Genomic DNA, 23,809 nt, shown 5'->3' with positions numbered 1-23,809 from the left:
ATGACCGAACGTTCCCGGAGCGGTAAGACCGCTTGGGACAAGGAGAAAACCCGCGAGCTGTTTCGTCGCTACAAAGAGACCGGTGATCCGGACGCCCGCGAGCAGCTCGTCATGTCCCATATGAACCTGGTAAGGTTTCTTGCCAACAAATTTAAGAATCGCGGCGAGCCGCTCGACGACCTCATGCAGGTCGGCTATCTGGGTTTGCTCAAGGCTATCGACCGCTTTGACCCCGAGCGCGGACTTGAGTTCACCACGTTTGCCACGCCCACCATCTTGGGTGAGATCAAGCGTCACTTCCGCGACAAGGGTTGGAGTGTGCGCGTTCCGCGTCGCCTACAGGAGCTCTCTGCCAAGGTTAACCAGGCCACCGACAAGCTCACTAACGAGCTACAGCGCTCGCCTAAGGTTGAGGAAATCGCTGAGTACCTAGACGTGACCGTTGACGAGGTGCTGGAGGCCATGGAATCGTCCTCGGCCTATACCTCGGTGCCCATCGAGGCCCCCGGTGCGTCCGATTCTGACGACGCGCCTTCAATTCTCGACCGTTACGCCGACGACGACAACGAGCTCGACTTTACCGATGACCGCCTGGTGATTGAGGAGGCCATCCGCGATTTCTCGCCGCGCGAGCGCGAGGTTATCGAGCTGCGTTTCGTAAAGGGCATGACCCAGATCGAGATCGCCAAGAAGCTGGGCATCTCGCAGGTGCAGGTCTCGCGCCTGCTGCGCCGTACCCTTAAGAAGGTTCAGGACAAGATCGACCCCGACGGAGTGATGGTTCGTTCATGAGTGAACACCCCCAACAAACCGATCGCGCGCTGCGCGATACCCGTATTCTGACGCTTCGCATTTGGGCCGTCGTCGGCTGCATTGTCATCGCCGCCGTCATCTTTAACCTTATGGGTATTTTGGCGCCGGTTATCGAGTTTCTAGCTGTTGGTTCCATCATCGCTTTTGTGATGTCGCCGATCACTAACTGGCTCGAGCATCACGGCGTCAACCGTGGCATTGGTTCGCTCATCGCGCTGATCGTGGTCGTTGCTGTGCTCGTCGGTGTCGTTTGCATCTTGTCGCCGATTCTCTTTGGCCAGATCATGGAAGTCCTGAGTCGCCTGCCTGAGCAGCTTCGTGTTGCGGGCGGTGATCTCAACGAGATGGTCTCGCATGCCAAGACGCTCAACAACACGCCGCTCAAAGAGTATCTGGACGATAATCTTTCTTCGCTGGTTACCGTGGCGTCCAAGTATGTGTCTCAGATTGCCGCCGAGCTTGGTCGCGGTGTATTCCCGTTCATTACCAATACGGCCTCGCAGCTGTTCGTCATCTTCCTGGGTCTGGTGCTTGCCTATTGGCTGGCCTGCGACTATCCCCGTATGCACCACGAGGTCTGCACCATCATAGGGCAGGAAAAGGAGACCTCGTACCGCTTTATGGTCGCGATTCTTTCGCGCTCGGTTGGCGGTTATATGCGCGGCATGGTCGTGACGTCCATCTGCGGTGGCATCCTGGCCTTTATCGGCTTTACGCTCATTGGCCATCCCTACGCGGCGCTCATGGCCATCTTTACGGGCATTATGCACTTGGTCCCGGTTGTCGGTCCCTGGGTGAGCGCGGCGATCGCCACGGTGCTCGGCTTTATGTTCAGCCCGATGCTGGCTTTGTGGACCTTGGTCGTGACCATGGTGGCGCAAAATGTCACTGACAACGTCATTTCGCCTAAAGTCATGCAGAGCTCGGTCCAGGTGCATCCCATCATGAGCCTGACGGCACTCGTTATCGGTTCGGCGCTTATGGGCGCCATCGGCATGGTTATCGCCATTCCGCTGTGCGCGGCCCTCAAGGGCATTTTCGTCTACTACTTTGAGAACGAGACCGGCCGTCAGCTCGTGGCATACGACGGCGCCGTGTTTAAGGGCACGCCCTATCGCGATACCGAGGGCAACCCGGTTGCCGCTTATGACGCGCTTGGAGACGATACGTTCATCTATGAGTCCGAGCTCATCGGTAACGAGACTGCGCCCGAGGCCCAGGCCATGCCCAGGCCCGAGCTCGATAACCCCTGGATCAAGCTCTCGGGCCTTCAGCCCGATGCTACGGGCTTTTTCAAGAATCCCTTCGCCAAAGACGACGATTCCAACTCGGACGACGATACCAATACCGGCATCGACGGTTCCATGGACGATGATGAGCAGTAAGCCATTTCAAGTTCAAGTTCATAGGCAATAACGTGCAAATTCGCTGGAGGGTCGCTGTTTGGCGACCCTCTTTTTTGCACTTGCGCGGTGGGATGGTAATATCGTTACGTTTGAACTGTTTCGATGTGAAACCGAGGAGATTCCCTCTATGAGTGCTGACTACCCGTCAATGACTACGGCTGAGATTCGCTCTAAGTTCCTCAACTTCTTTGAGGAGCGCGGTCTTAAGCTCTATCCTTCTTCGTCCCTCGTCCCCGACGATCCTTCGCTGCTGCTTGCCAACGCCGGCATGAACCAGTTTAAGGAGTATTACCAGGGCAAGAAGACCATGAAGGAGATCGGCGCTATCTCCTGCCAGAAGTGCGTCCGCACCAACGACATCGACTGCATCGGCGAGGATGGCCGTCACCTGTCCTTCTTTGAGATGCTCGGCGACTTCTCCTTTGGCGGCGTCTCCAAGCAGCAGGCCTGCGCTTGGGCCTTTGAGCTCATCACCAAGGAGTTCAAGCTGCCGCTCGACCGCCTGTACTTCACCGTCTTTACCGAGGACGACGAGACCCATGACGTGTGGCGCTCTCTGGGCGTTGCCGAGGATCACATCTCGCGTCTGGGCGAGGACGACAACTTTTGGGCCGCCGGCCCCACCGGCCCCTGCGGTCCGTGCTCCGAGATCTACTTTGACATGGGCGAGGAGGTTGGCTGCGGCAGCCCCGACTGCAAGCCCGGCTGCGACTGCGACCGCTTCCTGGAGTTCTGGAACCTCGTCTTTACCCAGTACGACCGCCAGGAGGACGGCTCCATGCCGGAGCTGCCGCACCGCAACCTCGATACGGGCATGGGCCTGGAGCGCATGGCCGCTATCATGCAACACAAGACCGCTAACTACGACGGCGATCTGATGCAGCACCTCATCAAGCTGGGCGAGGAGATCAGCGGCAAGACCTATGACGCCGACGATTACTCCGGTGCCAGCCGCTCGCTGCGTATCATCGCCGATCACTCCCGTGCCGTCGACTTCATGATCTCGGACGGCATCCTCCCCGGTAACGAGGGCCGCGAGTACGTCCTTCGCCGCCTGCTCCGCCGCGCCGTGTTCCACGGTCGCCTGCTGGGCATCGAGGGCGCCTTCCTGACCAAGTTCATCGACGAGGTCAACGCTCAGATGGGCGAGGCCTATCCCGAGCTGCTCAAGAACGTCGCGCTCGTCAAGGGTATCGTCGCCTCCGAGGAGGAGCGCTTCTCCACGACGCTCGACAACGGCCGCGTTTACCTGGACGAGGCCCTGGCCGCGCTCGCCGACGGCGCTGTCCTTCCGGGCGATGTTGCCTTTAAGCTGCATGACACCTTTGGTTTCCCCATCGACCTGACCGTCGAGATCGCCGGCACCGCTGGCCACGACGTCGACATGGACGGCTTTACCGCCTGCATGGAGGACCAGAAGGCCCGCGCCCGCGCCAATGCCAAGGGCGACGCCTGGGGCAGCTTCAACGACGTGTGGGTTGAGCTTTCCGACAAGGTCGCCGCGACCGAGTTCGACGGCTATGACAACGACGCCATCGAGGGTGCCAAGGTCGTCGCCATTGTTCGCAACGGCGAGTCTGTAGAGTCCGCCGCTGCGGGCGAAGATGTCGAGGTTGTGCTCGACCGCACCCCGTTCTATGCCGAGATGGGCGGCCAGCAGGGCGACGCCGGTAAGCTATCCGCCGAGGGCGTTGCGCTGACGGTTTCCGATACCAAGAACCACAACGGTCTGTATGCTCACGTCGCCCACGTTGCCGAGGGTACGCTGACCGTCGGCGCCACCGTGACCGCCGCGCTCGACGCCGAGCGCCGTGGCTTCCTGCGCCGCAACCACACCGCCACGCACCTGCTCGACGCCGCGCTTAAGCAGGTCCTGGGCGAGCATGTCTCCCAGGCCGGCTCGCTGGTGACGCCCGAGCACCTGCGCTTTGACTTCACCCACTTTGAGGCCCTGTCCTCCGAGCAGCTCAAGGCTGTCGAGGACCTGGTCAACCAGCAGATCTTCGCTTCCAAGCCGGTCGTGACCCGTGTTATGGGCATCGATGAGGCCAAGGCCGCCGGCGCTGTCGCCCTCTTTGGAGAGAAGTACGGCGACGTTGTCCGCGTTGTCTCCGTGGGCGCCGAGGACCAGCCGTTCTCCCGTGAGCTCTGCGGTGGCACCCATGCCGCCAACACTGCCGAGATCGGCCTGTTCAAGATCATTTCCGAGTCCTCTACGGGCTCCAACGTCCGCCGTATCGAGGCCGTGACCTCCAAGGGCGCTCTCGATTACATGGCCGACCGCCTGGCACTCGTCGACGCCGCTGCCGCTGCGCTCAAGTGCCGCGTCGACGAGGTTCCCGCCCGCGTTGAGAACCTGCAGGCCGAGCTGCGCGAGACGGCCAATAAGCTCAAGAAGGCCCTGACCGGTGGCTCCTCCGACGCTATCTCCAATGCTATCGAGGGAGCCGTCGAGCTCGACGGCTACAAGCTCGTCGTCGCTCAGCTCCAGGGCCTTGAGGCTGCTGACCTGCGCAACGTCTGGGATACCGTGCACCAGAAGGTTTCCGGCCCTGTCGCCTGCGTCGTCGCCAGCGTGACCGAGAAGGGCACCCCGGCCCTGCTTGCCGCCGGCTCCGATGACGCCGTCAAGGCCGGTTTCCACGCCGGCAACGTGATCAAGCAGATCGCGGGCCTGGTCGATGGTCGTGGTGGCGGCCGTCCCAACATGGCCCAGGCCGGTGGCAAGAACGCTGCCGGTATCGCCGATGCCCTCGCGGCCGCTAAGACCGCGCTGGGCGCCTAAGAACCGAAGTAGTCGTTGTGGTCGCGCTCGCACTGGACATAGGGGAGACCAGGATTGGCATTGCCGTCTCGAGCCGTGATGGCAAGATGGCGATGCCCGTCAAGGTACTCCCGGCCGCCGAGGTTACCGGTATGGCTAAGACGTTCCGTTACCTGGTTGAGGACTATGAGCCCGACATCCTGGTAAGCGGACGTCCCTTGACCATGGCCGGTGAGCCTGGTCCTCAAGCCGAGCGCGTTGCCGCCGTGGCACAAAAGATCGCCGACGAGCTCGATCTTCCGTTGGAGTTTGAGGACGAGCGTCTGTCCTCGCAAGAGGCAAAGCGTATCTTGCGCGAGCAGGGCCTCAACGAAAAGCAGATGAGGGGCAAGATTGACATGATTGCCGCCAGCCTGTTTTTGCAGACATGGCTCGATCGTAAAAACGAGGAGGTTTCGCATGCCTAGCGCTTCCGATCCGCGCCAGCCGAATCGTACACGTCAGCCCGAGTCGCGCCCTGCCCAGCCTGGCCAGCGTCCGGCACAGCCGACGCAGCGCGCAGCTCAGCCTGGCGCGCGCCCGGTGCAGTCCTTCGCTCGTTCAGCCCAACCTGCTCAACGGACGGGTCAGCAGCCTTCTGCTCGTTCGGTTCAGCATCCGGCTTCTCGCGCGGCTCAGCAGCCCACTGCTCGTACGGCCCAGCCTGCAGGCGGTACCCGCTTTAAGCAGCAGGCACCTGCCCGGCGAACGCAGGCTACCCAATCGCATTCGCATCATGCTCGCGGTTTGCGTGTCGTAGCTCCGGCGACCCGCTCGAGCTACGACACGCGTGCTCGACGCGGTGCTCAAAAGAAGAGTTCTCCGGTTCCCATGATCATCGGCGTTGTGGTGGCGGTGCTCGCGCTTGCTGCGATCGCTTTCTTTGTCGTGCCGGCCGTCAAGGGCTTCTTTGCCGGTGAGGATACGAAGGTTACGGCTGGTCAGCAGGTTACGGTGACCATTCCCGACGGTGCTTCGGGCGACACCATCGCCTCGATCCTCTCCGAGAACCATATCGTCGAAAATCCCAAGGATTACTATGCGGCGGTCAAAAAGCTCAATGCCGATATGTCGCTCAAGCCTGGTACCTATTCGTTCACCACATTCATGGATGCGACCAAGGTTGTTCAGCAGCTCATGGAAGGCCCCAATGCGGGCTCCAATGCGCTTACTATTCCCGAGGGTCTAACGGTCGATCAAGTCGCCGACCGTGTGGCCCAGGCCTACGACAGCATCTCTAAGGAAGACTTCCTCAACCAGGCCAAGGCCTCCAACTACGTGGACGACTATAGCTTCCTTAAGGGCGCCGCCAACGATTCGCTCGAGGGTTTTCTGTTCCCCAAGACCTATTCGCTGGGCAAGGACCCGAGCGCCGATGACGTTATCCGTGCCATGCTCGATCAGTTCAACACCGAGTACAAGTCTCTCGATTTTGCCGGGTGCGAGGCCAAGATCAAAGAGCGTTACGGCGTGGAGATGTCCGATTACGACATCATCAATCTCGCTTCCATCGTTGAGCGCGAGGGTCTCAACGCCGAGCAGCGCGCACATGTCGCCTCGGTCTTCTACAACCGCCTTGCCGGCAAGCTCGACGGTCTGCGTTATCTCAACAGCGATGCGACCATGATGTATGTCACCGGTGGCGAGGTTTCCGCCGACGACCTGCAGAGCGATAGTCCATACAACACCTATAAGCACGAGGGTCTGCCACCCACCCCCATCTGCTCCCCGTCGCTCGAGGCACTCAAGGCCACGCTTGAGCCGACCGACTCCGATGACCTGTATTTCTACATTACGCAGGACGAGGAGTACTTCTCGCAAACCTACGAAGAGCACCAACAGTCTTGGAATTTAACATGAGGATTTTCAGCCCCAAACGATATGTTGCATCCGTTGACCGCATCGACCTTGATACCCTGTGGGCCGACGGCAAACGCGCCATTCTGCTCGATCGCGATAACACCCTGGTGCCGCGCGACACCGAGCAGGTTCCCGCCGCGGTTTCCGCTTGGCTCGACGCCGCCCGCGCCAAAGGCTTTAAGCTGTGCATGGTGTCTAACAACTGGCATCGCGATCAGGTCATGAGCTCGGCACGCGAGCTGGGACTCGAGGCCATTAGCCACGCCATGAAGCCGGCTCCGTTTGCCCTCAAGGCGGGTCTTAAGCGCCTCGGCGCCACGGCCGACGAGGCGGTGCTGATCGGTGATCAGCTCTACACCGACGTGTGGAGCGGCAATTTCGCCGGCGTCGATACCATCCTGGTAAAGCCGCAGGCCACTCAGGACCTGTGGTATACGCAGATCTTCCGTATCTTTGAGCGCCGGGCCCTGCGCGACCTTCCCTGCGAGGAATAGGTCTCGCTATGTCCCAGCACACCAAACACGGCTGCGACCATATCTTCTTTATCGGCTTTTTGGGCGCGGGCAAATCGACGCTTGCGCGCAACGTGGGCACTATGTTCAAACGTCGCTTTATCGATACCGACCGCCTTGTCGTGCGTCGTTGCGGTAAATCGGTGACCGAGATTTTTGAGACCGAGGGCGAGGAACGTTTTCGCGAGCTCGAGACCTCGGCGCTCCGTTCGCTCCAAAGCGAGCGCAGCCTGCTGGTTTCCTGCGGCGGAGGTATCGTCGAGACTCCGGTGAATATTGAGCTTATGCACCAGATGGGAATCTGTGTGTATCTCGAAGGTGACTTTGAGGATTCGATTCGCCAGATTCGTCGGTCCGACACGCGTCCCGATTTCCGTTCGCCCGAGCATGCCGCGCGCCTGTTTGAGCATCGCCGTCCGCTATATCGCCAGGCCGCCGATATTACCCTTGATATTCGCAACAAGTCCTTCGAGGACGTTTCCTACCTTTGTGCCGAGATGCTTTTGGAGCGTGGGCTGCTATGATTCGCCGTCAACTGATCAATTTTCAAAACCGCAGTGTCGATGTCCGCGTCGGATTGGGCGCGTTCGAGGAGCTGTCGCGCATGTTTGCCTCGGCTGTGGGCAAGCCTAAGCGCGCGTTGGTGGTTTGGAACGACGCCACGTCAGAGCATTTTGGCGAGGTCGTCGAGCATGCGCTGGTTGATGCCGGTTTTGTCGTGTCGCAGCTCCCACTCGAGGTTTTGCCTGCTGGTGCCACGCTGGCCGATGCCGATGCCATCTTTGGCGCCCTATCTGCCAACGGCATTACCTGCGACGATCTGGTTGTCGCCGTTGGTGATGCCGCAACCTGCTCGGTTGTTAGCTGGTGTGCTAATCAGTGGTGCGGTCGCACCGAGTGCGCCTTGCTGCCGACAACGTTCGACGCCATGCTCACGGTCGCGACGACCATGAAGCCGCTCGTCGCCTCGTCGTCGAATGCGCTTCCCGCTATCGCGTTCCGTCCCGAATCGGGCTTGGTCGTGTGTGACCTCGACCTTGTTCGCGAGGCGGAACCCGAGGATCTCAAGCTCGGCTATGTGGTGCTTGTTGGCACCATGCTTTCGAGCAGTAAGTCCCGCTGGAATCAGTTTACCGAGACTGTTCCCGAGATTCTTTCCGGCGAGGAGGTCGCGCTCGTCAATGCTGTGCAGTGGTCCCAGACCGCGCGCAAAGATGTGCTCATGGCCACGAACCCCAGTGCTCGCCATGCACTCGATTTTGGTAAGACAGGGGAGCGCACCCTTCGCGCCTGCCTGGGCGAGGCCGCGGCTAACGTTCCCGCATGCCAGCTCCTTTCCGAGGGTATGCGCTTTGAGGCGCGCCTAGCACATGATGCCTGCGACTTCGATATCGACAATGTGTTTGAGGTCGACGATTGCCTGGAGGACTTTGGCATCGAAGAGCTTGCCTTCGACTTGGAGCCCACCGCGTTTATCGAGGAGTTCCGCAAGCAGCAGTTTGCCCGCTCAAACCGCAGCATGCTGCCGCTGCCCGCGGCGCTCGGCGCCATTCGCCTGACAAATGTCGAGGACGAGATTCTCGAACGCCATGCGCAGGCGTATCTGGCTTCTCGCAAGGAACTTTTTTAACTTTATTGACATCCATCGTCTTTCGTATCATTTTGAGGGACGGGTTTTCAATCGGTTGCGAATCGCTTGTGGTTCGGCTATTCGTTTGAAGCCCGTCCTGCTCTTTTTGAGGACAATAAGAAAGGAATCTGAATGTCTGAGTTTGCTGCCGGTCCTGCCGGTCGTATCGAGCGTGTCCGTGCCCTGATGGTCGAGCGCGGCTACGACGCTATCGTCGTGCGCGATGAGGCCAACCTCCGTTGGCTCACGGGTGTAAAGGGCGTCTTCGATTACACCTTCGAGTTTCCGCACGCCGCATTTATTACGGCCGATCAATGCCTGTTCCATACCGACTCGCGCTATCTCAACAGCTTTGAGGAGAACACGCCCGCCGGCAGCCCCTGGGTCTACGACATGGACGAGGGCACCATCCCCGGTTGGGTTGCCGGCAAGATCGCGGCCAACAAGTGTCGCGTCTGCGCCGTCGAGGATGACATGCAGATTAACTTTTACCAGGGTATTCAGCGTGGTCTTGAGGATTGCTCCGTCGCCTGCATGCTGCCGCTGATGCATGACGACATTCGTAAGATGCGCGCCATCAAGGATGCCGAGGAGATCGAGCTCATGCGACACGCGCAGTCGATCACCGATGCCGCCTTCCAGCACATGCTCGGCTTTATTAAGCCCGGTATGACCGAGAAGCAGGTCCGCAACGAGCTCGAGAACTTTATGTTCGCCAACGGTGCCGACAGCTTGGCCTTTGGCTCCATCGTCGCGAGCGGTCCCAACACCGCCAACCCGCATGCCGTCCCGAGCGACCGTGTCATCGAGAAGGGCGATTTCGTCCTCATGGATTATGGCGCGGGCTACTGCGACTATCGCTCCGATATGACGCGTACCGTCGTGATGGGCGAGCCCACGCAGGAACAGCTCGACCTGTACGAGCTCGTGCGCCGCACCCACGAGGAGTGCGTCGCCGCTATCCATCCGGGCGTCGAGGGTAACGATATCTTCAAGCTTTCCAAGAAGATCATCGGCGATGCCGGTTATGGCGATTACTACAACCATGGCCTGGGCCATGGTGTCGGTATCGACATCCACGAGCTGCCCAACTTCAACCGCAGCAAGAACATCATCGAGGTCGGCTCGGTTGTCACCATGGAGCCCGGCGTCTACCTGCCCGGCGTGGGCGGCGTGCGCTTGGAGGATTACGGTGTTGTCACCGAGAACGGCTATGAGCCCTTCACCAAGACCCCGCACGACTTGCACGTCATCGACTGCTAAGCCATTCAGTTTGATTTTGGAAGCGGGGCGTCCGAAATGATTCGGGCGCCCCGCGTTCTCTTTTTATGCGCTCGCCGCAGGCGCCGCCTGCAAGTGTATAATTTCGCTCGTATGTAATTTGGACGCTTGTGCGTTCTACCCATAACAAGAAAGGTCGCTATGCCTACCATTTCTACCGCCGACTTCAAGAACGGCCTCGGTCTCCGCATTAAGGACAAGGTCTACACCATCGTCGAGTTCCAGCACGTCAAGCCGGGCAAGGGCGGTGCTTTTGTGCGCTACAAGACCCGCGATATCAAGAGCGGTCGTGTCGTCGAGAACACCTGCAACGCCGGTACCAAGTTCGAGAGCGTCATGCTCACCACCCGTGAGTTCCAGTACCTCTACAACGACGGCGCCGACTACATCTTCATGGACAACGAGTCCTACGAGCAGGTTCCCGTTCCCGAGGACATGGTGGGCGAGAACTCCAAGTGGCTGCGCGAGAACGACACCTGCCAGTTGCTCTTCGCCGACGACGAGCTCATGGGCGTGACCCCGCCGATGTTCATCGAGACCACCATCGTCCAGACCGACCCGGGCTTTAAGGGCGACACCGTTCAGGGTTCCACCAAGCCGGCCACCATCGACACCGGTGCTGTCATCCAGGTCCCGATGTACCTCAACGAGGGCGAGGTCATCAAGGTTGACACCCGCGACGGCAAGTTCGTCTCCCGCGTCTAGCAACCAACTCTTCTAGGAGGACTCATGCCCCAGGAAATCAAGATTGACGGCATCGGTATTTCGCCCGATGTTCTGACCGCCATCGTCTCGCGCGCCGTCACGGATGTCGAGGGCATCGCCTCCGTGGGCGTCAAGGACCTTGCCACCAACCTTGTCTCCATGATGCTTTCGTCCAAGTCCCCGGCTTCCGATCCGGCGGTAGAGGCCGAGGTCATCGGCGACAAGCTCGCACTCACCGTGCGCGTCGTGGTGTTCTTTGGCTATCCGTTCAAGAAACTCGCCGAGGCCGTTCGCTCCGCCGTGGTCGCAGCTATCGATGCCCAGGTAGGCGTCGAGGTCGAGCGCGTTGACGTTTGCATCGACGGCCTCGTTTTCCCCAAGGAGTAACCTTTGAGCCTTAAGGTTTATCGCGGGCGTACGCTTGCCCGCAGTCAGGCGCTGCAGCTGCTGTTCCAGGCCGAGGCGACGGACAGCCCGCTCGAGCGCGTCCTCGAGGGCGATTTCCTGATCTCGAAGGGTCCCCTCGACCCCTACGCTCTGGAGCTGTGCCGCGGTGCCTACGAGTATATCGACCGCATCGACTGCGCCCTGCGCTCCATCGCCAAGAACTGGGATCTTATGCGCATGCCCGGCGCCGATCGCAATCTGCTGCGTATCGCCGTCTATGAGATGCGCTTCCTCACCGACGAGGAGGTCTCGGACGCCATCGTGATCAACGAGGCTGTAGAGCTTGCCAAGGCCTATGGCACCGACCAGTCCGCGTCGTTTGTCAATGGCGTGCTGGGCAAGATCGCGCGTAGCGAGGAGCTGCCGGGCGAGGACCTGTATCAGGAGCTGCTGGCCGAGGACCGCGCCCGCGAGGAGGCCCAGGCCGCCGAGGCTGCCGCCAAGGTTGCAGCCGCTCAGGCTGCGGCCGGCGTTCTCGACGAGGGTGCCGAGGTCGCCGAGGTCGAGACCGGTACCGTCGAGGAGTAGCCATGCCAGAGGGTTCCGTCCGCAACTTCGACGAGATCTCGGACCGCTTGGACCAGATCATCGCTACCGTTCGCTCCAAGGATACGTCCTTGGAGCGTTCGCTCGATTTGTTTGACGAGGCGATCGAACTTGGCTCCCGTGCGGTCGATATGGTCGACAAGTTTGAGTTGACGCCTCGTGAGGCCGATAAGCTCGAGCAGGAATACGATGAGGATGCGGCAAACGAATCCCAGGATAGCCAGGCCGCGTCTCCGGATACGAATGGTTGATGGCATTCATGAAACGCGTGCGTCTCGATGACGAACTGATTTCACAGGGCATCTGCGCCGATCGCGCGGATGCCCTTCGCACTCTTATGGCCGGCTTGGTCTCGAGTGGCGGCGAGCGTTTGACCTCGCCGGGCCTTAAGGTGACGCCCGGTCTGCCCCTGCACGTGAAGGGGCGTATTCCCTACGTGGGGCGCGGCGGGCTCAAGCTCGAGGGCGCGCTCGATGCGTTTGGGATCGATCCCATGGGCCTTGCTTGCCTCGATGTGGGCTGCTCCACGGGCGGCTTTACCGATTGCCTGCTCAAGCGTGGCGCCGCAACGGTCGTTTCGGTCGATGTGGGTCGCGCTCAGTTTGATTGGTCGCTGCGTCAAGACGAGCGCGTGAGGCTCCATGAGCGCACCAACGTGACACAACTGCCCGAGCTTGGCTACGGCGGCGCTATCGACTTGGCTGTCTGCGATGTGTCGTTTACGAGTATCGCGCATATCATCGACGCCGTGTTGGCGTGCCTGAAGCCTTCGGGTTCGTTCTGCACGCTCGTAAAGCCGCAGTTTGAGGCGCCGGCTGCGCTGGTGGGCGAGGGTGGTATCGTGACCGACCCCTCCGTCCGCCGCGATACGCTTGTGGCGGCGATTGAGCTCTTTGCCGTCAAGGGCCTGTTTCCGCTCGACGTGTGCGTGTCGCCCATCCATGGCGCCAAGGGCAACGTCGAATTTTTCCTGTACGGCACGAGGTTTGCCTCTGGCGAGCGTGCCGACGATGAGCTGCAATCACAGGTAACGGCTTTGAGCGAGAAAGCTGCAACGCTATGAAGGTCTTTCTGGTTCCCAATTACTACAAGCAAGAGGCGGTCGAGAGCGGCCTGATGCTCGAGCTTTGGCTTTCGCGCCAGGGCTACGAGGTCGCATGGGCTGCCGATCAGCGTTCCAAGCTCCAGAGTGCGCCCGATGTTGACGATGCCGACTTGGTCATTACGCTCGGCGGCGACGGCACGCTGTTGCGTGCCGCCCGCATTCTCAACTACCGCGAGATCCCCATTCTGGGCCTTTCCTATGGTCATTTGGGTTTTTTGACGGCTGCGAGCCCCGAGGATCGCGATATTTTGCAGGTCGTGAGCGATGCCCTTTCTGGTGAGCTCCATGTGAGTCGCCGCGCCACCCTCGCCGCGGATATCGTTTCGGTGCGCGAAGATGGCACGAAGGATGTCGTGCGCACGTTTGCCCTTAACGATATGGCGCTTACGCGCGGGCCCCTGTCCGATATGGTTGAGTTCGACATCACGGTGTCTGGCCATCATATTGACCGCCTGCGCGGTGACGGCGTCGTCGTTTCGACAGCGACCGGTTCCACCGGCTACGCGCTTTCTGCCGGCGGCCCCATCGTCAGTCCCGATTACACGGGCATGGTTTGCGTGCCCATCGCCCCACATACCATTCAGGCCCGCGCCTTTTTGACCTCGCCAAGCGATGTCGTCGAGATCTTTATGTCCGATGACCGCCCGAGCGTGCCTGCGATCGCCATCGATGGACAGTTTATTACCTGCGATGGCACGGTCGAGAGCGTGGCCGTGCGTCGCGGTCCCGGCGATGTTCTGCTGCTGGATTACGGCCCCGAGAGCTTCTATAACTCGGTGAGCCGCGTGTTCTACGGAGTGCGTCATGATCGATGAGCTGCAGGTTTCCAACATTGCCCTCATTCGCGAGGCGACGTTGGTTCCGAGCGCGGGCTTAACGGTTCTGACCGGAGAAACCGGCGCCGGCAAGACCGCGTTACTCTCGGCGTTTAAACTCATTCTGGGCGAGCGCGCGGATTCGTCGACGGTGCGCGAGGGCGAGACGCTTGCCAACGTCGAGGCGCGCCTGTTTGACGGTCCGCACGACACGGAGGGCTTCACCGTGCAGCGCAGCCTTTCTGCCGAGGGTCGCAGCCGCGTAAAAATTGACGGCCGCATCGCCAGCGTGCGTGAGCTTTCGGAGCGCGTCGGCGTGATGATGGATCTTTGCGGCCAGCACGAGCACCAGCGCCTGCTCGACCCTGCGCATCATGTTGCCATGGTCGATGCATGGGCGGGGCGCCCGGCGCTCGAGGCGCTCGATCGCTATCGTGCTTGCCTTAAGGCATCTCGCGCGGCTGCCAAAGAGGTCCGTCGCATCGAAGAGGCCTCACGCGCGCAGGGGAGTCGTGTCGAGGAAGCGCGCTTCGCTCTGGAGCGCATCGCCGAGGTCGACCCCAAGCCGGGTGAGTATGAGGAGCTCGAGGAGCTGCTGCCGCGCTCCGAGCATGCCGAGGTGCTGGTGGCAACGGCCAACGATGCCCATACATCGCTTGCTGCCGAAGGGGGAGCACTCGATGCCGTGAACAGCGCCGTGGCGGAGCTTTCGTGCATGGCTACTGTCGATCGCAAGTTGGGTGATATCGCCGATGCGCTTTCGGATGTCTGCATCTCGCTCGAGGATTGTGCCAACGAGCTGCGCGCCTATCGCGATGGGGTCGCCTTCGATCCGCGCGAGCTGGCTCGTATGCGCGAGCGGTATTCCGATCTTAAGGTACTTTTGCGTCAGTGGGGTCCCACCATGGACGACGTGTTTGCTATGCGCGATAGCTCGCGAGAGCTGTTGTCGCTGGTAGACGATGGTGATGAGCAGATTAAGAAGGCGCGCGAAGCGCTTGGCGCGGCAGAGCGCGAACTGTTCGCCGCCGCCAAGGCACTTAAGCGTGCACGCAATACGGCAGCCCCGCGCTTTTGTCACGAGGTTGGCCGTCAGATGGCGCGCCTGGAGATGGGCGGCGCCGAGCTCGTTTGGGACTCGCGCGATCTTCCGCGCGCCGAGTGGACGCCGGCGGGCCCTTCGAGCTACGAGCTTTTGTATCGTAGCGGTGCCGGATTGACGCCGCGCCCCCTGCGCCGCATTGCGTCTGGCGGCGAGCTGAGCCGTGTCATGTTGGCGAGCAAGGTTGTTTTGGGTAACGCGGACGGCGTGGATACGTTGGTGTTCGACGAGGTCGATGCCGGTGTTGGTGGCTCTACTGCACGCGCCCTTGCGAGCGTTCTGGCAGATCTTGCCGCAACGCATCAGGTGATTGTCGTAACGCACCTGGCGCAGGTCGCCGTCATGGCCGACAAACATTACGTGGTGAGCAAAGAGCCCGGCGACGTTCCCCAAACCCATCTGGATGAGGTGGCCGGGGACGCCCGTACCGCAGAGATTGCCCGTATGCTGAGTGGCGATCAATCGGAGGCAAGCTTGGCGCACGCTAAGCAGATGCTCGAGGAAGCGCGTGCTTAGGCCGAGCCGTTACATGTATGTTCGACCCGGCCGCCACGAAACCGGCCCATCTACTACGTTTAATAGGCTATCGGCAACCACGCCTTGAATTGCAAAAAGAAAACCGCAGGTAGAACGCCTGCGGTTTTTCTATTTTCGGTATGTGGTTGGGCCATACTGATAAAACGTAGTAGATGGGCCGGTTTCGTGGCGAGTGGCGTTTGTCGGCTCGCCAAAATTTCTATTCCACGACCTTATCCGGCTGGATAAGCTCTTCGTAGTAGCTGATGTGCTCTCGGGCGTCCTCGATTTCGGGCAGCAGGAAGTTGTAGATAACCTCGATGATCATCGTGGCGCTGATCTTGGAGAACGCAAAGTCGCCCGTGGTGAGTAGCGCCTCGTGGTTCACGGTATTAAAGGTGTAGTCGGCTAGGCGAGCAAGCGGAGACTTGCTGTCGCTGCTGATGACGACTACGGTGGCACCACAGCCTCGAGCCGCTTTTGCCATGCGATTCAGTCGACGCGACTTGCCAGAGTTCGAGATCAGCACGATAACGTCGCCGGGGCGCAACGTGAGCGCAAAGCCGATTGATGTCTCGCTGATGGTGCTTGACATACAGCGAAGGCCCAGTTGCGAAAACTTAAACGTCGCGTCGAGCGCAACGGCGTTGGTATTACCTACGGCTGCAAACTCGATAGCCCCTGCGTTCTTAAACGCGTGTACGACGGCTGCCAGTGTATCGTGATCAATGCCATCGATGGTCGCATTGAGTTCACTGACCTTTGCGGCGAGGATGTTTTTGAGGCTCTGCTCCATATTATCAAGCGAGACCTCGTCTGTGAGGCCTTCATTGCGCTGGCTCTCCAGATCGCGCGCCAGCGAAAACTGAAAGCTGCGAAAGCTTCCAAAGCCTAGCTTGCGGCAGAAGCGCGAGACGGTGGCCTCGGAGGTTGCGGCGGCGCGCGAGAGTTGCGCGGCTGTTAGGAGCGGTGCCTCGGACTGGTGCTCTAGGATATAGTCGACAATGCGCTGCTCGGACTCGCTGTATCCCTTGTGCGTGCTAATAAGGGAGAGTGCGCTCTTGCTGCTATCGGACATGGATGACTCCTGGTTGGCATTAAAAGCTGTCTTGTTGTGTGCCGCTCTAGTATACGGGGAAATCAATTACAAGATACACCTTGCTGTTTCAATAGTTGATGGTAAACTTTCATCGACCGTTTACGGTTGTGAAAGAACCTTTCACCGGAGAAATAGGCTTGATTGCTTCTCATATAAGCGGTGGCTTGGTATCTTTCAGGAGTGGAAAAGCGCGCACCGTAGCGCGTGTAGGGGAGCGCCCGCGGGCGCAGTACTCAAGAAGGAGGGACACATGGCTAAGTTTGACATCATCGCCGCCACCGGTTGCCCGACCGGCATCGCGCACACCTTCATGGCGAAGGAGGCGCTGGAGAAGGCAGCTGCCGAGCGCGGTCTGACCATTAAGGTCGAGACTCATGGCCAGGTCGGTGTCGAGAACGAACTCACGAAGGGTGAGATCGCCGGTGCCAAGGCCGTCGTCGTCGCAGCCGATAAGGATGTCCAGGCGGAGCGTTTCGCCGGTAAGCCCATGGTTTCCGTCGGTGTTTCCAAGGCCCTGTCCGTCGAGGCTGCCGGCAAGCTGATCGACCGTGCTCTCGCCGCCAAGGGCGACGACACGGTTGCGGCTGCTGCCGATGTCGAGGATGAGGTCGAGGAGAAGGAGTCCATCGGTCACATCATCTATAAGCACCTCATGAACGGCGTCAGCCACATGCTGGTCTTCGTCGTTGCCGGTGGTGTTCTGACCGCCGTTTCGTTCCTGTGGGGCATCACGTCCTTCGACTCGACGGCTGCCGACTACAACAGCTTTGCCGCTATGCTCAAGATCATCGGCGGCATCGCCATGAACCTCATGGTTCCCGTGCTTTCCGCCTATATCGCCGAGTCCATCGGCAAGCGCCCGGCGCTCGTTCCCGGCTTTGTCGCCGGTATGATCGCCATCCAGGGCCTGCCCGTTAATGCCGAGACCGGCATGATCGATGCCGGCGGTGCCGGCGTGGGCTTCGGCTTCCTGGGCGGCATCGTCGGCGGCTTCCTCTCTGGCTATGTCATCCTGCTGCTCGAGAAGGTTTTTGCCAAGCTGCCCAAGAACCTGGACGGCCTCAAGGCTATCTTCTTGTACCCGCTGTTCTCGACCGCCATCGTCGGTCTGGTCATGCTCGGCATCTCCGGCCCCATGGCTGCCATTAACACCGCCATGATGGACTTCCTCAAGGGTCTGTCTGCCTCTGGCGCTGTTATCCTGGGTCTTGCCATTGGCTGCATGTGCGCCTTTGATATGGGCGGCCCGGTCAACAAGGCTGCTTACGTCACCGGTACCGCTATGCTCACCGAGGCCCTGGCTGCCGGTGTCGGCACCGACACCTATAACTTCGGCACCAACTTCATGGCTGCCGTCTCCGCCGCCTGCATCGTTCCGCCGCTGATCACCACCTTTGCCGTCATCGTCGGCAAGAAGTATTTCAGCCAGGAGGATCATGACGCCGGTATCGTCAACCTCATCCTTGGTTGCACCCACATCACCGAGGGCGCCATTCCGTTCATGACCAAGAACATCTGGCCCGTCATGCCCATCATGATGCTCGGTTCCTCCATCGCCTCGATCCTGACCATTATGTTCAACGTCCACGACCCGGCGCCTCACGGTGGTTTCCTGGTCCTGCCCGTTGTCGAGAACGGTCCGCTGTGGGTCCTCGCGATCCTCATCGGCGCCGTGGTCGGTGGCATCCTGTTCGTTGCTTTCAAGAAGTATGACTTCGAGAAGAAACAGAAGGCCGCTCCCGCCGCTGCCGCTAAGCCGGTCGAGGCTCCCAAGGCCGCTGCCGTCGAGGCCCCCAAGGCTGAGGCTTCCGACTTCGTGAAGGTCGAGAACGTTTTTGTCGCCGAGGATTTTGCTTCTCGTGACGAGGCCCTGAGCTTTGTCTCCAACCAGGCTGTCAAGGCCGGTATCGCTGACGACGCCGACGCCGTAATGAACGCCTTCCTGGCCCGCGAGGCCGAGGGCACCACGGGCATGATGGAGGGCTTCGCTATTCCGCATGCCAAGTCTGATGCCATTACCGAGGCCGCCGTCATCGTCGTCAAGGACGACTCTGGCGTGACCGGTTGGGACACCATGGACGGCGCTCCTGTCAACGTGGCTATTGCCCTGCTCATCCCCGGTGCCCAGGCCGGCACCACGCACCTCAAGATCCTGTCCAAGGTCGCCGAGGCGCTCATGGACGAGGGCTTCCGTGCCACCGTTAAGGGTTCCACCGACGCTGCCGAGATCGCTAAGACGATCAACGCCCGTCTGGTCTAATCCCGCAGCTTGCGAATAACATCGCCCCCTGTATATAAGGCGGAGACTCCATCAGGGGTCCCCGCCTTTTTTCAAGTAAACCGGTACTGAGGGGCGTTTCCTTCCTGCCGATAGTTCGGCATATTCCTCGGTTCACAAGAGGGCATAGATAGCCCCATCAACCAGATCAACCAGGCGAACAAATTATCAGCCAAAATTTCGTTCGCACGATATTGCTCTGGACCGACCGAGTTTCCGCAGCTCGCCTGCCGGACGGGGCGGTTAAGTTTGTCGCGAGTTCCGCACGCAAAGGAAAGCACTTAATGTGCTTTCCGTCTTGCGCAGGACTGTAGAGCAGCAAACTTAACCGCCCCGCCCGGCAGGCGAGCGTGCAGGAACGACATCTGTCCAACAATTCGTGCGAAACATAATGAAAAACCGTTTGATGTGAGTTAATATAATCAACGTCGTGAATATGGCTCCTGTCGCATTGCTGATAGGGGTTAAACACAAAAAAGGAGTCAATTATGGTTTCTGAGAAGGCTACCCTCGTTAATCCTCAGGGTCTTCACATGCGTCCGGCTGGTCTCTTCGCCTCCACCATGGGCAAGTACGCCTGCGACGTGACGGTCGTCACCCCCGAGAAGGAGGTCAACGGCAAGTCCCCGATGGCCCTCATGGCTGCCGGCATCCCCTGCGGTACCGAGGTCGAGGTCAAGTGCGACGGCGCTGACGAGGCCGAGGCTCTGGCTGCTGCCATCGAGCTCATCAAGAGAGGTCTTGGCGAGTAGAACTCAAACGGGTCGCATGTTGAACAACTAAGTTCATATTTGGGGGCGCAGTGACCTGTTTAAAGGGAACTGCGCTCTTTTGTCATGGATATGGCAAAACGCTTTATCACATGACACGGAGAGAGGAATAGGAATGTATCAGGGAGTCAACGCTTCCGAGGGCATCGGTATCGGCACCGTCATGGTTGCCGTCGAACCCGACTTGACGTTTGAGCCGCACGAGGTTGCTGATTCGGCAGCAGAGAAGGAGCGCTATCAGACCGCTCTTTCGGTCTTCTGCGAGAAGACCCAGGCTCAGGCCGACCACATGAAGGAGACGGTGGGCGAGGCCGAGGCCGAGATCATGAGCGGACACATTGTCCTGGCTCAGGACCCGGGCATGACCGACGCCATCAACGCCGCCATTGACGGCGGCACCTGCGCCGAGCAGGCGCTCATGGACACCTCGACCATGTTTGAGAACATGTTCCTGTCCATGGACGATGAGATGTTCCGCCTGCGCGCGGCAGACATCGCCGACATCCGCACCGGTATTCTGGCCGAGCTTTTGGGCAAGGAGGTCGTCGATCTCTCCGTCCTGCCCGAAAACACTGTCGTTGTCGTGCACGACCTTACGCCGTCCATGACCGCCACGATCGATAAGGTCCACGTTGCCGGTATCGTCACCGAGACCGGTGGCCGCACGTCGCACTCCGCGATCATCGCCCGCGCCCTCGAGATTCCGGCTGTCCTTTCGGTTGCCAACAGCTGCACCGCGCTGCGCAACGGCATGACCGTTGTCGTCGACGGTGGCAAGGGTATCGTCGAGGCCGATCCCGACGAGGAGACGCTTGCCGCCTACACCGCCAAGGCCGAGGCTTTCGCTGCCGAGAAGGCAGCCCTCGAGGCTTTCCGTGGCAAGCCGTCCATGACTGCCGATGGCATCAAGAAGATCATTGCCTGCAACATCGGTAACCCCGATGACGTGCCCAACGCGCTCGAGCACGACGCCGAGGCCATTGGCCTGTTCCGCTCCGAGTTCCTGTTCATGGACTCCGCCGAGCTTCCTTCCGAGGAGGAGCAGTTCAACGCCTATCGCAAGGTTGCCAGCGCGCTCAATGGCGCTCCGGTCATCATCCGCACGCTCGACGTGGGTGGCGACAAAGAGATCCCGTACCTGCACATGGTCAAGGAAGAGAACCCCTTCATGGGCTTCCGTGCCGTGCGTTACTGCCTGGCAAACCCCGACCAGTACAAGGTACAGCTCCGCGCTCTGCTGCGCGCCAGCGCCTTCGGTGATGTCAAGATCATGATCCCGCTCGTCACTTGCGTCGAGGAGGTCTTGGCCGTTAAGGAGCTCGTCGAGGAGTGCAAGGCCGAGCTGACCGAAGAGGGCCGCAAGTTCAACGAGAACATCGAGGTCGGCATTATGGTCGAGACGCCTGCCGCATCGCTGATCGCTGACCGCCTGGCCGAGGTCGCCGACTTCTTCTCGATCGGCACCAACGACCTGATCGGCTACACCATGTGTGCCGACCGTGGTAACGACACCATTTCTAACCTGTACCAGGTGTACTATCCCGCCGTGCTTCGCTCGCTCAAGAACATCATCGAGAGCGGCGTCAAGGCTGGCATCATGGTCGGTATGTGCGGCGAGGCCGCTGCCGATCCGCTGCTTGAGCCGCTGCTGATCAGCTGGGGCCTCGAGGAGTTCTCGATGAGCGCCCCGTCTATCCTTCGCGCCCGCAAGACCATCAGCCAGTGGACCAAGGCCGAGTGCGACGATCTCGCCGAGAAGGCGCTCGCCTGCAACACTGCCGAAGAGGTCAAGGCGCTGCTTGAGGCTGCCGCTCGCTAATTTGGTATCAGAGGTAACCGCGTGGTTGGAATGGGCTGGCCGCGCGGCCCTCAAATATACAGGGGGTACTGTAAATGTTCTACACGCTAACCGCTAACCCGGCTGTCGACATGACGGTTTCGAGCTCTCCGCTCGAGCCCGACGAGAACGTCCGCACCGGCTCGGCCAGCTACACGGCTAACGGCAAGGGCCTCGACGTGTCCTTCGCCTTTAAGAAGATGGGCGTCGACACCGTCGCGCTCGGCTTCTTCGCCGGCTTCACGGGCAAGTTCATCGTCGAGGAGGTCATGAACCTGGGTTGCCTGTGCCGCCCGGTCTGGACCGACGGCATCACGCGTATCAACACCTACGTCAACGATGGCCAGCACGAGTACGGCATCCTTAACCCCGGCGCCCCGATTACGCCGGAGCACCAGAAGGAGCTCTACAACATCCTGGACACCGCGGGCGATCTTGAGTGCCTGATCGTCTCCGGCTCCGTGCCTCCCAAAGCTACGCCCGACTTCCTGGCTCAGGTCATGGAGCACGCTCAGGCTCGTGGCGCCGACGTCGTCCTTGACCTGTCTTCCGACAAGCTCAAGGAGCTCGCTCACAAGAAGCCGCTGCTCATCAAGCCGAACCATCACGAGATGAAGGCCATCTTTGGCGTGCCGGTCGACACCGACGACGAGGTCCGCGTTGCTATGAAGATGGCTCACGATGCCGGCGTCCAGAACGTGCTGCTCACCCGTGGTAGCCGCGGCGACGCTTACTTCTCCAACGGCGAGGACATCTGGTACGCTAAGCGTGAGTTCAACATCAAGCTGGTCTCTTCCGTCTGCGCCGGCGACTGCACGCTCGCTGCGTTCCTGCACAAGTGGTACAGGGATCGCGATAACGTCGAGGAGGCCATGAAGCTCGCTATGGCCACCGGCGCCAATGTTGCCGAGTCCGTGGGCATCGGCGACTTCGGTCACGTCGATGAGTATAGCAAGCGCGTTGCTGTCCGCAAGCTCGATCGCAAGTAAGCGAAACGCTACATATTCTTGACCATATGGCGCCCCGGTTTAGGCTGGGGCGCTTTTTTGTTAATTGCAAATGAACTTCAGGGCAACCATTCCTGATATTTTTGCCCCGCCTTGCTGCTTTTCTGGCGACCTGCACGCGTTCTACACCGTTCGCCGAGTTGCTATGGTCTTTTCACAAGGTGTGGAATATACTTTCATTATCACGTTGCTTTGTGAAAGGAACATTCATGATTTACACGCTCACTGCAAATCCCGCCATTGATTACAACATTTCCTGCGACGGACTTTCCGCCAACACCGTCACCCGCACGCGCAACGCGGTCTATACGCCCAATGGCAAGGGTCTCAACGTCTCGTTCACCCTCGATCACTACGGTGTCGACACCACGATCCTGGGCTTTTTTGCCGGCTTCTCAGGCGAGTATATCGTCAAGGGCGCCGAGGCCCTGGGTGTGCCCGTCAAGCCCGTGTGGACTGACGGCATCACGCGCGTCAACGTTTTCCTCAACGCCGGTCCCGATACCGAGTACAACATGGTCAATGCAGGCGCTGCCATCAATGCTGCCAACGAGCAGGAGATGTTTGAGCTCATCGACTCGCTCGACGACATGACCTGCCTGGTCATTAGCGGCTCGCTGCCCCCCAACACCTCCGAGGGTTTCCTGGCCGAGGTTCTTCGCCGTGTTAAGGCAAAGGGTGCCGAGTTCGTGCTCGATATTTCGAGCCATCAGCTGGCCGATCTCATTGCCATGGAGCCGTTGCTCATTAAGCCCAACGACGACGAGCTGCTCGACATCTTTGGCATTAAGGTGAGCGGTGGCGACGACGAGTCCGTTAAGGGCGCTATGGCTGAGCTGCACGCCAAGGGTGCTAAGAATGTGCTGCTGACCCTTGGTGGCGACGGCGCGTACTTCTCCAACGGCGAGCACATTTGGTTTGCCAAACGCACCTTTGAGGTCAAGCTGCTCTCGACGGTCTGCGCCGGCGATTCCTCGCTTGCCGCCTTCCTGTCCGTGTGGCACGATGCCCCCGAGTGCGTCGAGGACGCCCTGCGCCTCTCGATGGCAACCGGTGCCAACGTGGTCGAGTGCCCTGGTTTGGGCGATTTTGCCAAGGTGGACGAATATAAGAAGCTCATCGACGTTCGCCAGGTCTGCTAACCGTTTAGACACATCGTTGCCGAACACCCGCTTTGGATCTCCGAGGCGGGTGTTTTTATCTGTTGGCCGTATGGGACCTGCTGTCTCGTTCGCGCGAATCGACGATGTGATTTCATGTGCGCTCACGTTCGTTTC

The 23,809-nt window shown here is 60.0% G+C and carries 22 protein-coding genes; 21 read left to right on the top strand and 1 reads right to left on the bottom strand.

What is annotated here, in order from left to right; genetic code table 11:
• From ACTNBY_RS03735 to ACTNBY_RS03660, 16 genes are all read left to right on the top strand, one after another.
• Complete coding sequence (locus tag ACTNBY_RS03735) at positions 1-792, top strand: RNA polymerase sigma factor SigF (protein WP_427717298.1); 792 nt, start codon at positions 1-3, stop codon at positions 790-792.
• Entirely contained in the window at positions 789-2,198 is a 1,410-nt protein-coding gene (locus ACTNBY_RS03730; protein ID WP_427747351.1) for an AI-2E family transporter, read from the top strand. The genes ACTNBY_RS03735 and ACTNBY_RS03730 overlap by 4 nt, the downstream gene beginning before the upstream one ends.
• A 148-nt stretch (positions 2,199-2,346) precedes the next feature.
• The gene (gene alaS, locus ACTNBY_RS03725; protein ID WP_441063407.1) at positions 2,347-5,004 is read left to right on the top strand and encodes an alanine--tRNA ligase; all 2,658 of its coding nucleotides are present in this window, start codon (positions 2,347-2,349) and stop codon (positions 5,002-5,004) included.
• A 17-nt stretch (positions 5,005-5,021) separates the two neighbouring features.
• Positions 5,022-5,450: a Holliday junction resolvase RuvX gene (gene ruvX / locus ACTNBY_RS03720; RefSeq protein WP_035138185.1), complete on the top strand. Its 429-nt coding sequence runs from the start codon at positions 5,022-5,024 to the stop codon at positions 5,448-5,450.
• Positions 5,443-6,882: an endolytic transglycosylase MltG gene (gene mltG / locus ACTNBY_RS03715; RefSeq protein ID WP_441063405.1), complete on the top strand. Its 1,440-nt coding sequence runs from the start codon at positions 5,443-5,445 to the stop codon at positions 6,880-6,882. Before ruvX ends, mltG begins: the two co-directional genes overlap by 8 nt.
• The gene (locus ACTNBY_RS03710; protein ID WP_117646451.1) at positions 6,879-7,376 is read left to right on the top strand and encodes a YqeG family HAD IIIA-type phosphatase; all 498 of its coding nucleotides are present in this window, start codon (positions 6,879-6,881) and stop codon (positions 7,374-7,376) included. The genes mltG and ACTNBY_RS03710 overlap by 4 nt, the downstream gene beginning before the upstream one ends.
• 8 nt (positions 7,377-7,384) lie before the next feature.
• Positions 7,385-7,918, top strand: coding sequence for a shikimate kinase (locus ACTNBY_RS03705; RefSeq protein ID WP_154515515.1), 534 nt, complete (start codon positions 7,385-7,387; stop codon positions 7,916-7,918).
• A complete protein-coding gene (locus ACTNBY_RS03700) occupies positions 7,915-9,024 on the top strand; it encodes a hypothetical protein (RefSeq protein WP_441063404.1) in 1,110 nt (369 codons plus the stop codon). Before ACTNBY_RS03705 ends, ACTNBY_RS03700 begins: the two co-directional genes overlap by 4 nt.
• 132 nt (positions 9,025-9,156) lie before the next feature.
• Positions 9,157-10,287 (top strand): M24 family metallopeptidase, encoded by a 1,131-nt coding sequence (locus tag ACTNBY_RS03695; RefSeq protein ID WP_441063403.1) that lies wholly within the window; start codon positions 9,157-9,159, stop codon positions 10,285-10,287.
• Positions 10,288-10,446: 159 nt separating this feature from the next.
• The gene (gene efp, locus ACTNBY_RS03690) at positions 10,447-11,010 is read left to right on the top strand and encodes an elongation factor P (protein WP_154515524.1); all 564 of its coding nucleotides are present in this window, start codon (positions 10,447-10,449) and stop codon (positions 11,008-11,010) included.
• A 24-nt stretch (positions 11,011-11,034) separates the two neighbouring features.
• On the top strand, positions 11,035-11,397 hold the full coding sequence (locus tag ACTNBY_RS03685; protein ID WP_441016288.1) for an Asp23/Gls24 family envelope stress response protein: 363 nt from the start codon (positions 11,035-11,037) through the stop codon (positions 11,395-11,397).
• 3 nt (positions 11,398-11,400) lie between these two features.
• The gene (gene nusB / locus ACTNBY_RS03680; RefSeq protein ID WP_427717322.1) at positions 11,401-11,985 is read left to right on the top strand and encodes a transcription antitermination factor NusB; all 585 of its coding nucleotides are present in this window, start codon (positions 11,401-11,403) and stop codon (positions 11,983-11,985) included.
• Positions 11,986-11,987: 2 nt separating this feature from the next.
• Positions 11,988-12,254, top strand: a complete 267-nt coding sequence (locus ACTNBY_RS03675) for an exodeoxyribonuclease VII small subunit (protein WP_154515533.1) — start codon at positions 11,988-11,990, stop codon at positions 12,252-12,254.
• Positions 12,255-12,262: 8 nt separating this feature from the next.
• On the top strand, positions 12,263-13,066 hold the full coding sequence (locus ACTNBY_RS03670; protein ID WP_441063459.1) for a TlyA family RNA methyltransferase: 804 nt from the start codon (positions 12,263-12,265) through the stop codon (positions 13,064-13,066).
• The gene (locus tag ACTNBY_RS03665; RefSeq protein WP_441063402.1) at positions 13,063-13,923 is read left to right on the top strand and encodes an NAD(+)/NADH kinase; all 861 of its coding nucleotides are present in this window, start codon (positions 13,063-13,065) and stop codon (positions 13,921-13,923) included. Before ACTNBY_RS03670 ends, ACTNBY_RS03665 begins: the two co-directional genes overlap by 4 nt.
• Complete coding sequence (locus ACTNBY_RS03660) at positions 13,913-15,541, top strand: DNA repair protein RecN (RefSeq protein ID WP_441063401.1); 1,629 nt, start codon at positions 13,913-13,915, stop codon at positions 15,539-15,541. The genes ACTNBY_RS03665 and ACTNBY_RS03660 overlap by 11 nt, the downstream gene beginning before the upstream one ends.
• A gap of 220 nt (positions 15,542-15,761) precedes the next feature.
• Here ACTNBY_RS03660 and ACTNBY_RS03655 read toward each other — a convergent pair whose 3' ends face one another.
• The gene (locus tag ACTNBY_RS03655) at positions 15,762-16,619 is read right to left on the bottom strand and encodes a MurR/RpiR family transcriptional regulator (protein ID WP_154515542.1); all 858 of its coding nucleotides are present in this window, start codon (positions 16,617-16,619) and stop codon (positions 15,762-15,764) included.
• Positions 16,620-16,890: 271 nt separating this feature from the next.
• On the opposite strand from ACTNBY_RS03655, the gene ACTNBY_RS03650 reads away from it, so the two are divergent.
• The 5 genes from ACTNBY_RS03650 (at position 16,891) to ACTNBY_RS03630 (ending at position 23,674) form a co-directional block, all read left to right on the top strand.
• Positions 16,891-18,900, top strand: a complete 2,010-nt coding sequence (locus ACTNBY_RS03650; protein WP_441063400.1) for a fructose-specific PTS transporter subunit EIIC — start codon at positions 16,891-16,893, stop codon at positions 18,898-18,900.
• A 506-nt stretch (positions 18,901-19,406) separates the two neighbouring features.
• A complete protein-coding gene (locus ACTNBY_RS03645; protein WP_441063398.1) occupies positions 19,407-19,670 on the top strand; it encodes an HPr family phosphocarrier protein in 264 nt (87 codons plus the stop codon).
• Positions 19,671-19,803: 133 nt separating this feature from the next.
• Positions 19,804-21,507: a phosphoenolpyruvate--protein phosphotransferase gene (ptsP, locus tag ACTNBY_RS03640; RefSeq protein WP_441063396.1), complete on the top strand. Its 1,704-nt coding sequence runs from the start codon at positions 19,804-19,806 to the stop codon at positions 21,505-21,507.
• 74 nt (positions 21,508-21,581) lie between these two features.
• Positions 21,582-22,514, top strand: coding sequence for a 1-phosphofructokinase family hexose kinase (locus ACTNBY_RS03635; RefSeq protein ID WP_349125764.1), 933 nt, complete (start codon positions 21,582-21,584; stop codon positions 22,512-22,514).
• Between the two features lie 227 nt (positions 22,515-22,741).
• Entirely contained in the window at positions 22,742-23,674 is a 933-nt protein-coding gene (locus tag ACTNBY_RS03630; protein ID WP_441063395.1) for a 1-phosphofructokinase family hexose kinase, read from the top strand.
• Positions 23,675-23,809: the final 135 nt, after the last annotated feature.

It is taken from the genome of Collinsella sp. HCP28S3_E12, from assembly GCF_052065595.1.
GTDB lineage: Bacteria > Actinomycetota > Coriobacteriia > Coriobacteriales > Coriobacteriaceae > Collinsella.
This window is presented reverse-complemented; position numbering and strand designations above follow the sequence as displayed.

Coding starts and splice junctions, on each gene's coding strand:
- ACTNBY_RS03735 (WP_427717298.1), top strand. CDS start 1: ATGACCGAACGTTCCCGGAGCGGTAAGACCGCTTGGGACAAGGAGAAA.
- ACTNBY_RS03730 (WP_427747351.1), top strand. CDS start 789: ATGAGTGAACACCCCCAACAAACCGATCGCGCGCTGCGCGATACCCGT.
- alaS (WP_441063407.1), top strand. CDS start 2,347: ATGAGTGCTGACTACCCGTCAATGACTACGGCTGAGATTCGCTCTAAG.
- mltG (WP_441063405.1), top strand. CDS start 5,443: ATGCCTAGCGCTTCCGATCCGCGCCAGCCGAATCGTACACGTCAGCCC.
- ACTNBY_RS03710 (WP_117646451.1), top strand. CDS start 6,879: ATGAGGATTTTCAGCCCCAAACGATATGTTGCATCCGTTGACCGCATC.
- ACTNBY_RS03705 (WP_154515515.1), top strand. CDS start 7,385: ATGTCCCAGCACACCAAACACGGCTGCGACCATATCTTCTTTATCGGC.
- ACTNBY_RS03700 (WP_441063404.1), top strand. CDS start 7,915: ATGATTCGCCGTCAACTGATCAATTTTCAAAACCGCAGTGTCGATGTC.
- ACTNBY_RS03695 (WP_441063403.1), top strand. CDS start 9,157: ATGTCTGAGTTTGCTGCCGGTCCTGCCGGTCGTATCGAGCGTGTCCGT.
- efp (WP_154515524.1), top strand. CDS start 10,447: ATGCCTACCATTTCTACCGCCGACTTCAAGAACGGCCTCGGTCTCCGC.
- ACTNBY_RS03685 (WP_441016288.1), top strand. CDS start 11,035: ATGCCCCAGGAAATCAAGATTGACGGCATCGGTATTTCGCCCGATGTT.
- ACTNBY_RS03675 (WP_154515533.1), top strand. CDS start 11,988: ATGCCAGAGGGTTCCGTCCGCAACTTCGACGAGATCTCGGACCGCTTG.
- ACTNBY_RS03670 (WP_441063459.1), top strand. CDS start 12,263: ATGAAACGCGTGCGTCTCGATGACGAACTGATTTCACAGGGCATCTGC.
- ACTNBY_RS03665 (WP_441063402.1), top strand. CDS start 13,063: ATGAAGGTCTTTCTGGTTCCCAATTACTACAAGCAAGAGGCGGTCGAG.
- ACTNBY_RS03660 (WP_441063401.1), top strand. CDS start 13,913: ATGATCGATGAGCTGCAGGTTTCCAACATTGCCCTCATTCGCGAGGCG.
- ACTNBY_RS03655 (WP_154515542.1), bottom strand. CDS start 16,619: ATGTCCGATAGCAGCAAGAGCGCACTCTCCCTTATTAGCACGCACAAG.
- ACTNBY_RS03650 (WP_441063400.1), top strand. CDS start 16,891: ATGGCTAAGTTTGACATCATCGCCGCCACCGGTTGCCCGACCGGCATC.
- ACTNBY_RS03645 (WP_441063398.1), top strand. CDS start 19,407: ATGGTTTCTGAGAAGGCTACCCTCGTTAATCCTCAGGGTCTTCACATG.
- ptsP (WP_441063396.1), top strand. CDS start 19,804: ATGTATCAGGGAGTCAACGCTTCCGAGGGCATCGGTATCGGCACCGTC.
- ACTNBY_RS03635 (WP_349125764.1), top strand. CDS start 21,582: ATGTTCTACACGCTAACCGCTAACCCGGCTGTCGACATGACGGTTTCG.
- ACTNBY_RS03630 (WP_441063395.1), top strand. CDS start 22,742: ATGATTTACACGCTCACTGCAAATCCCGCCATTGATTACAACATTTCC.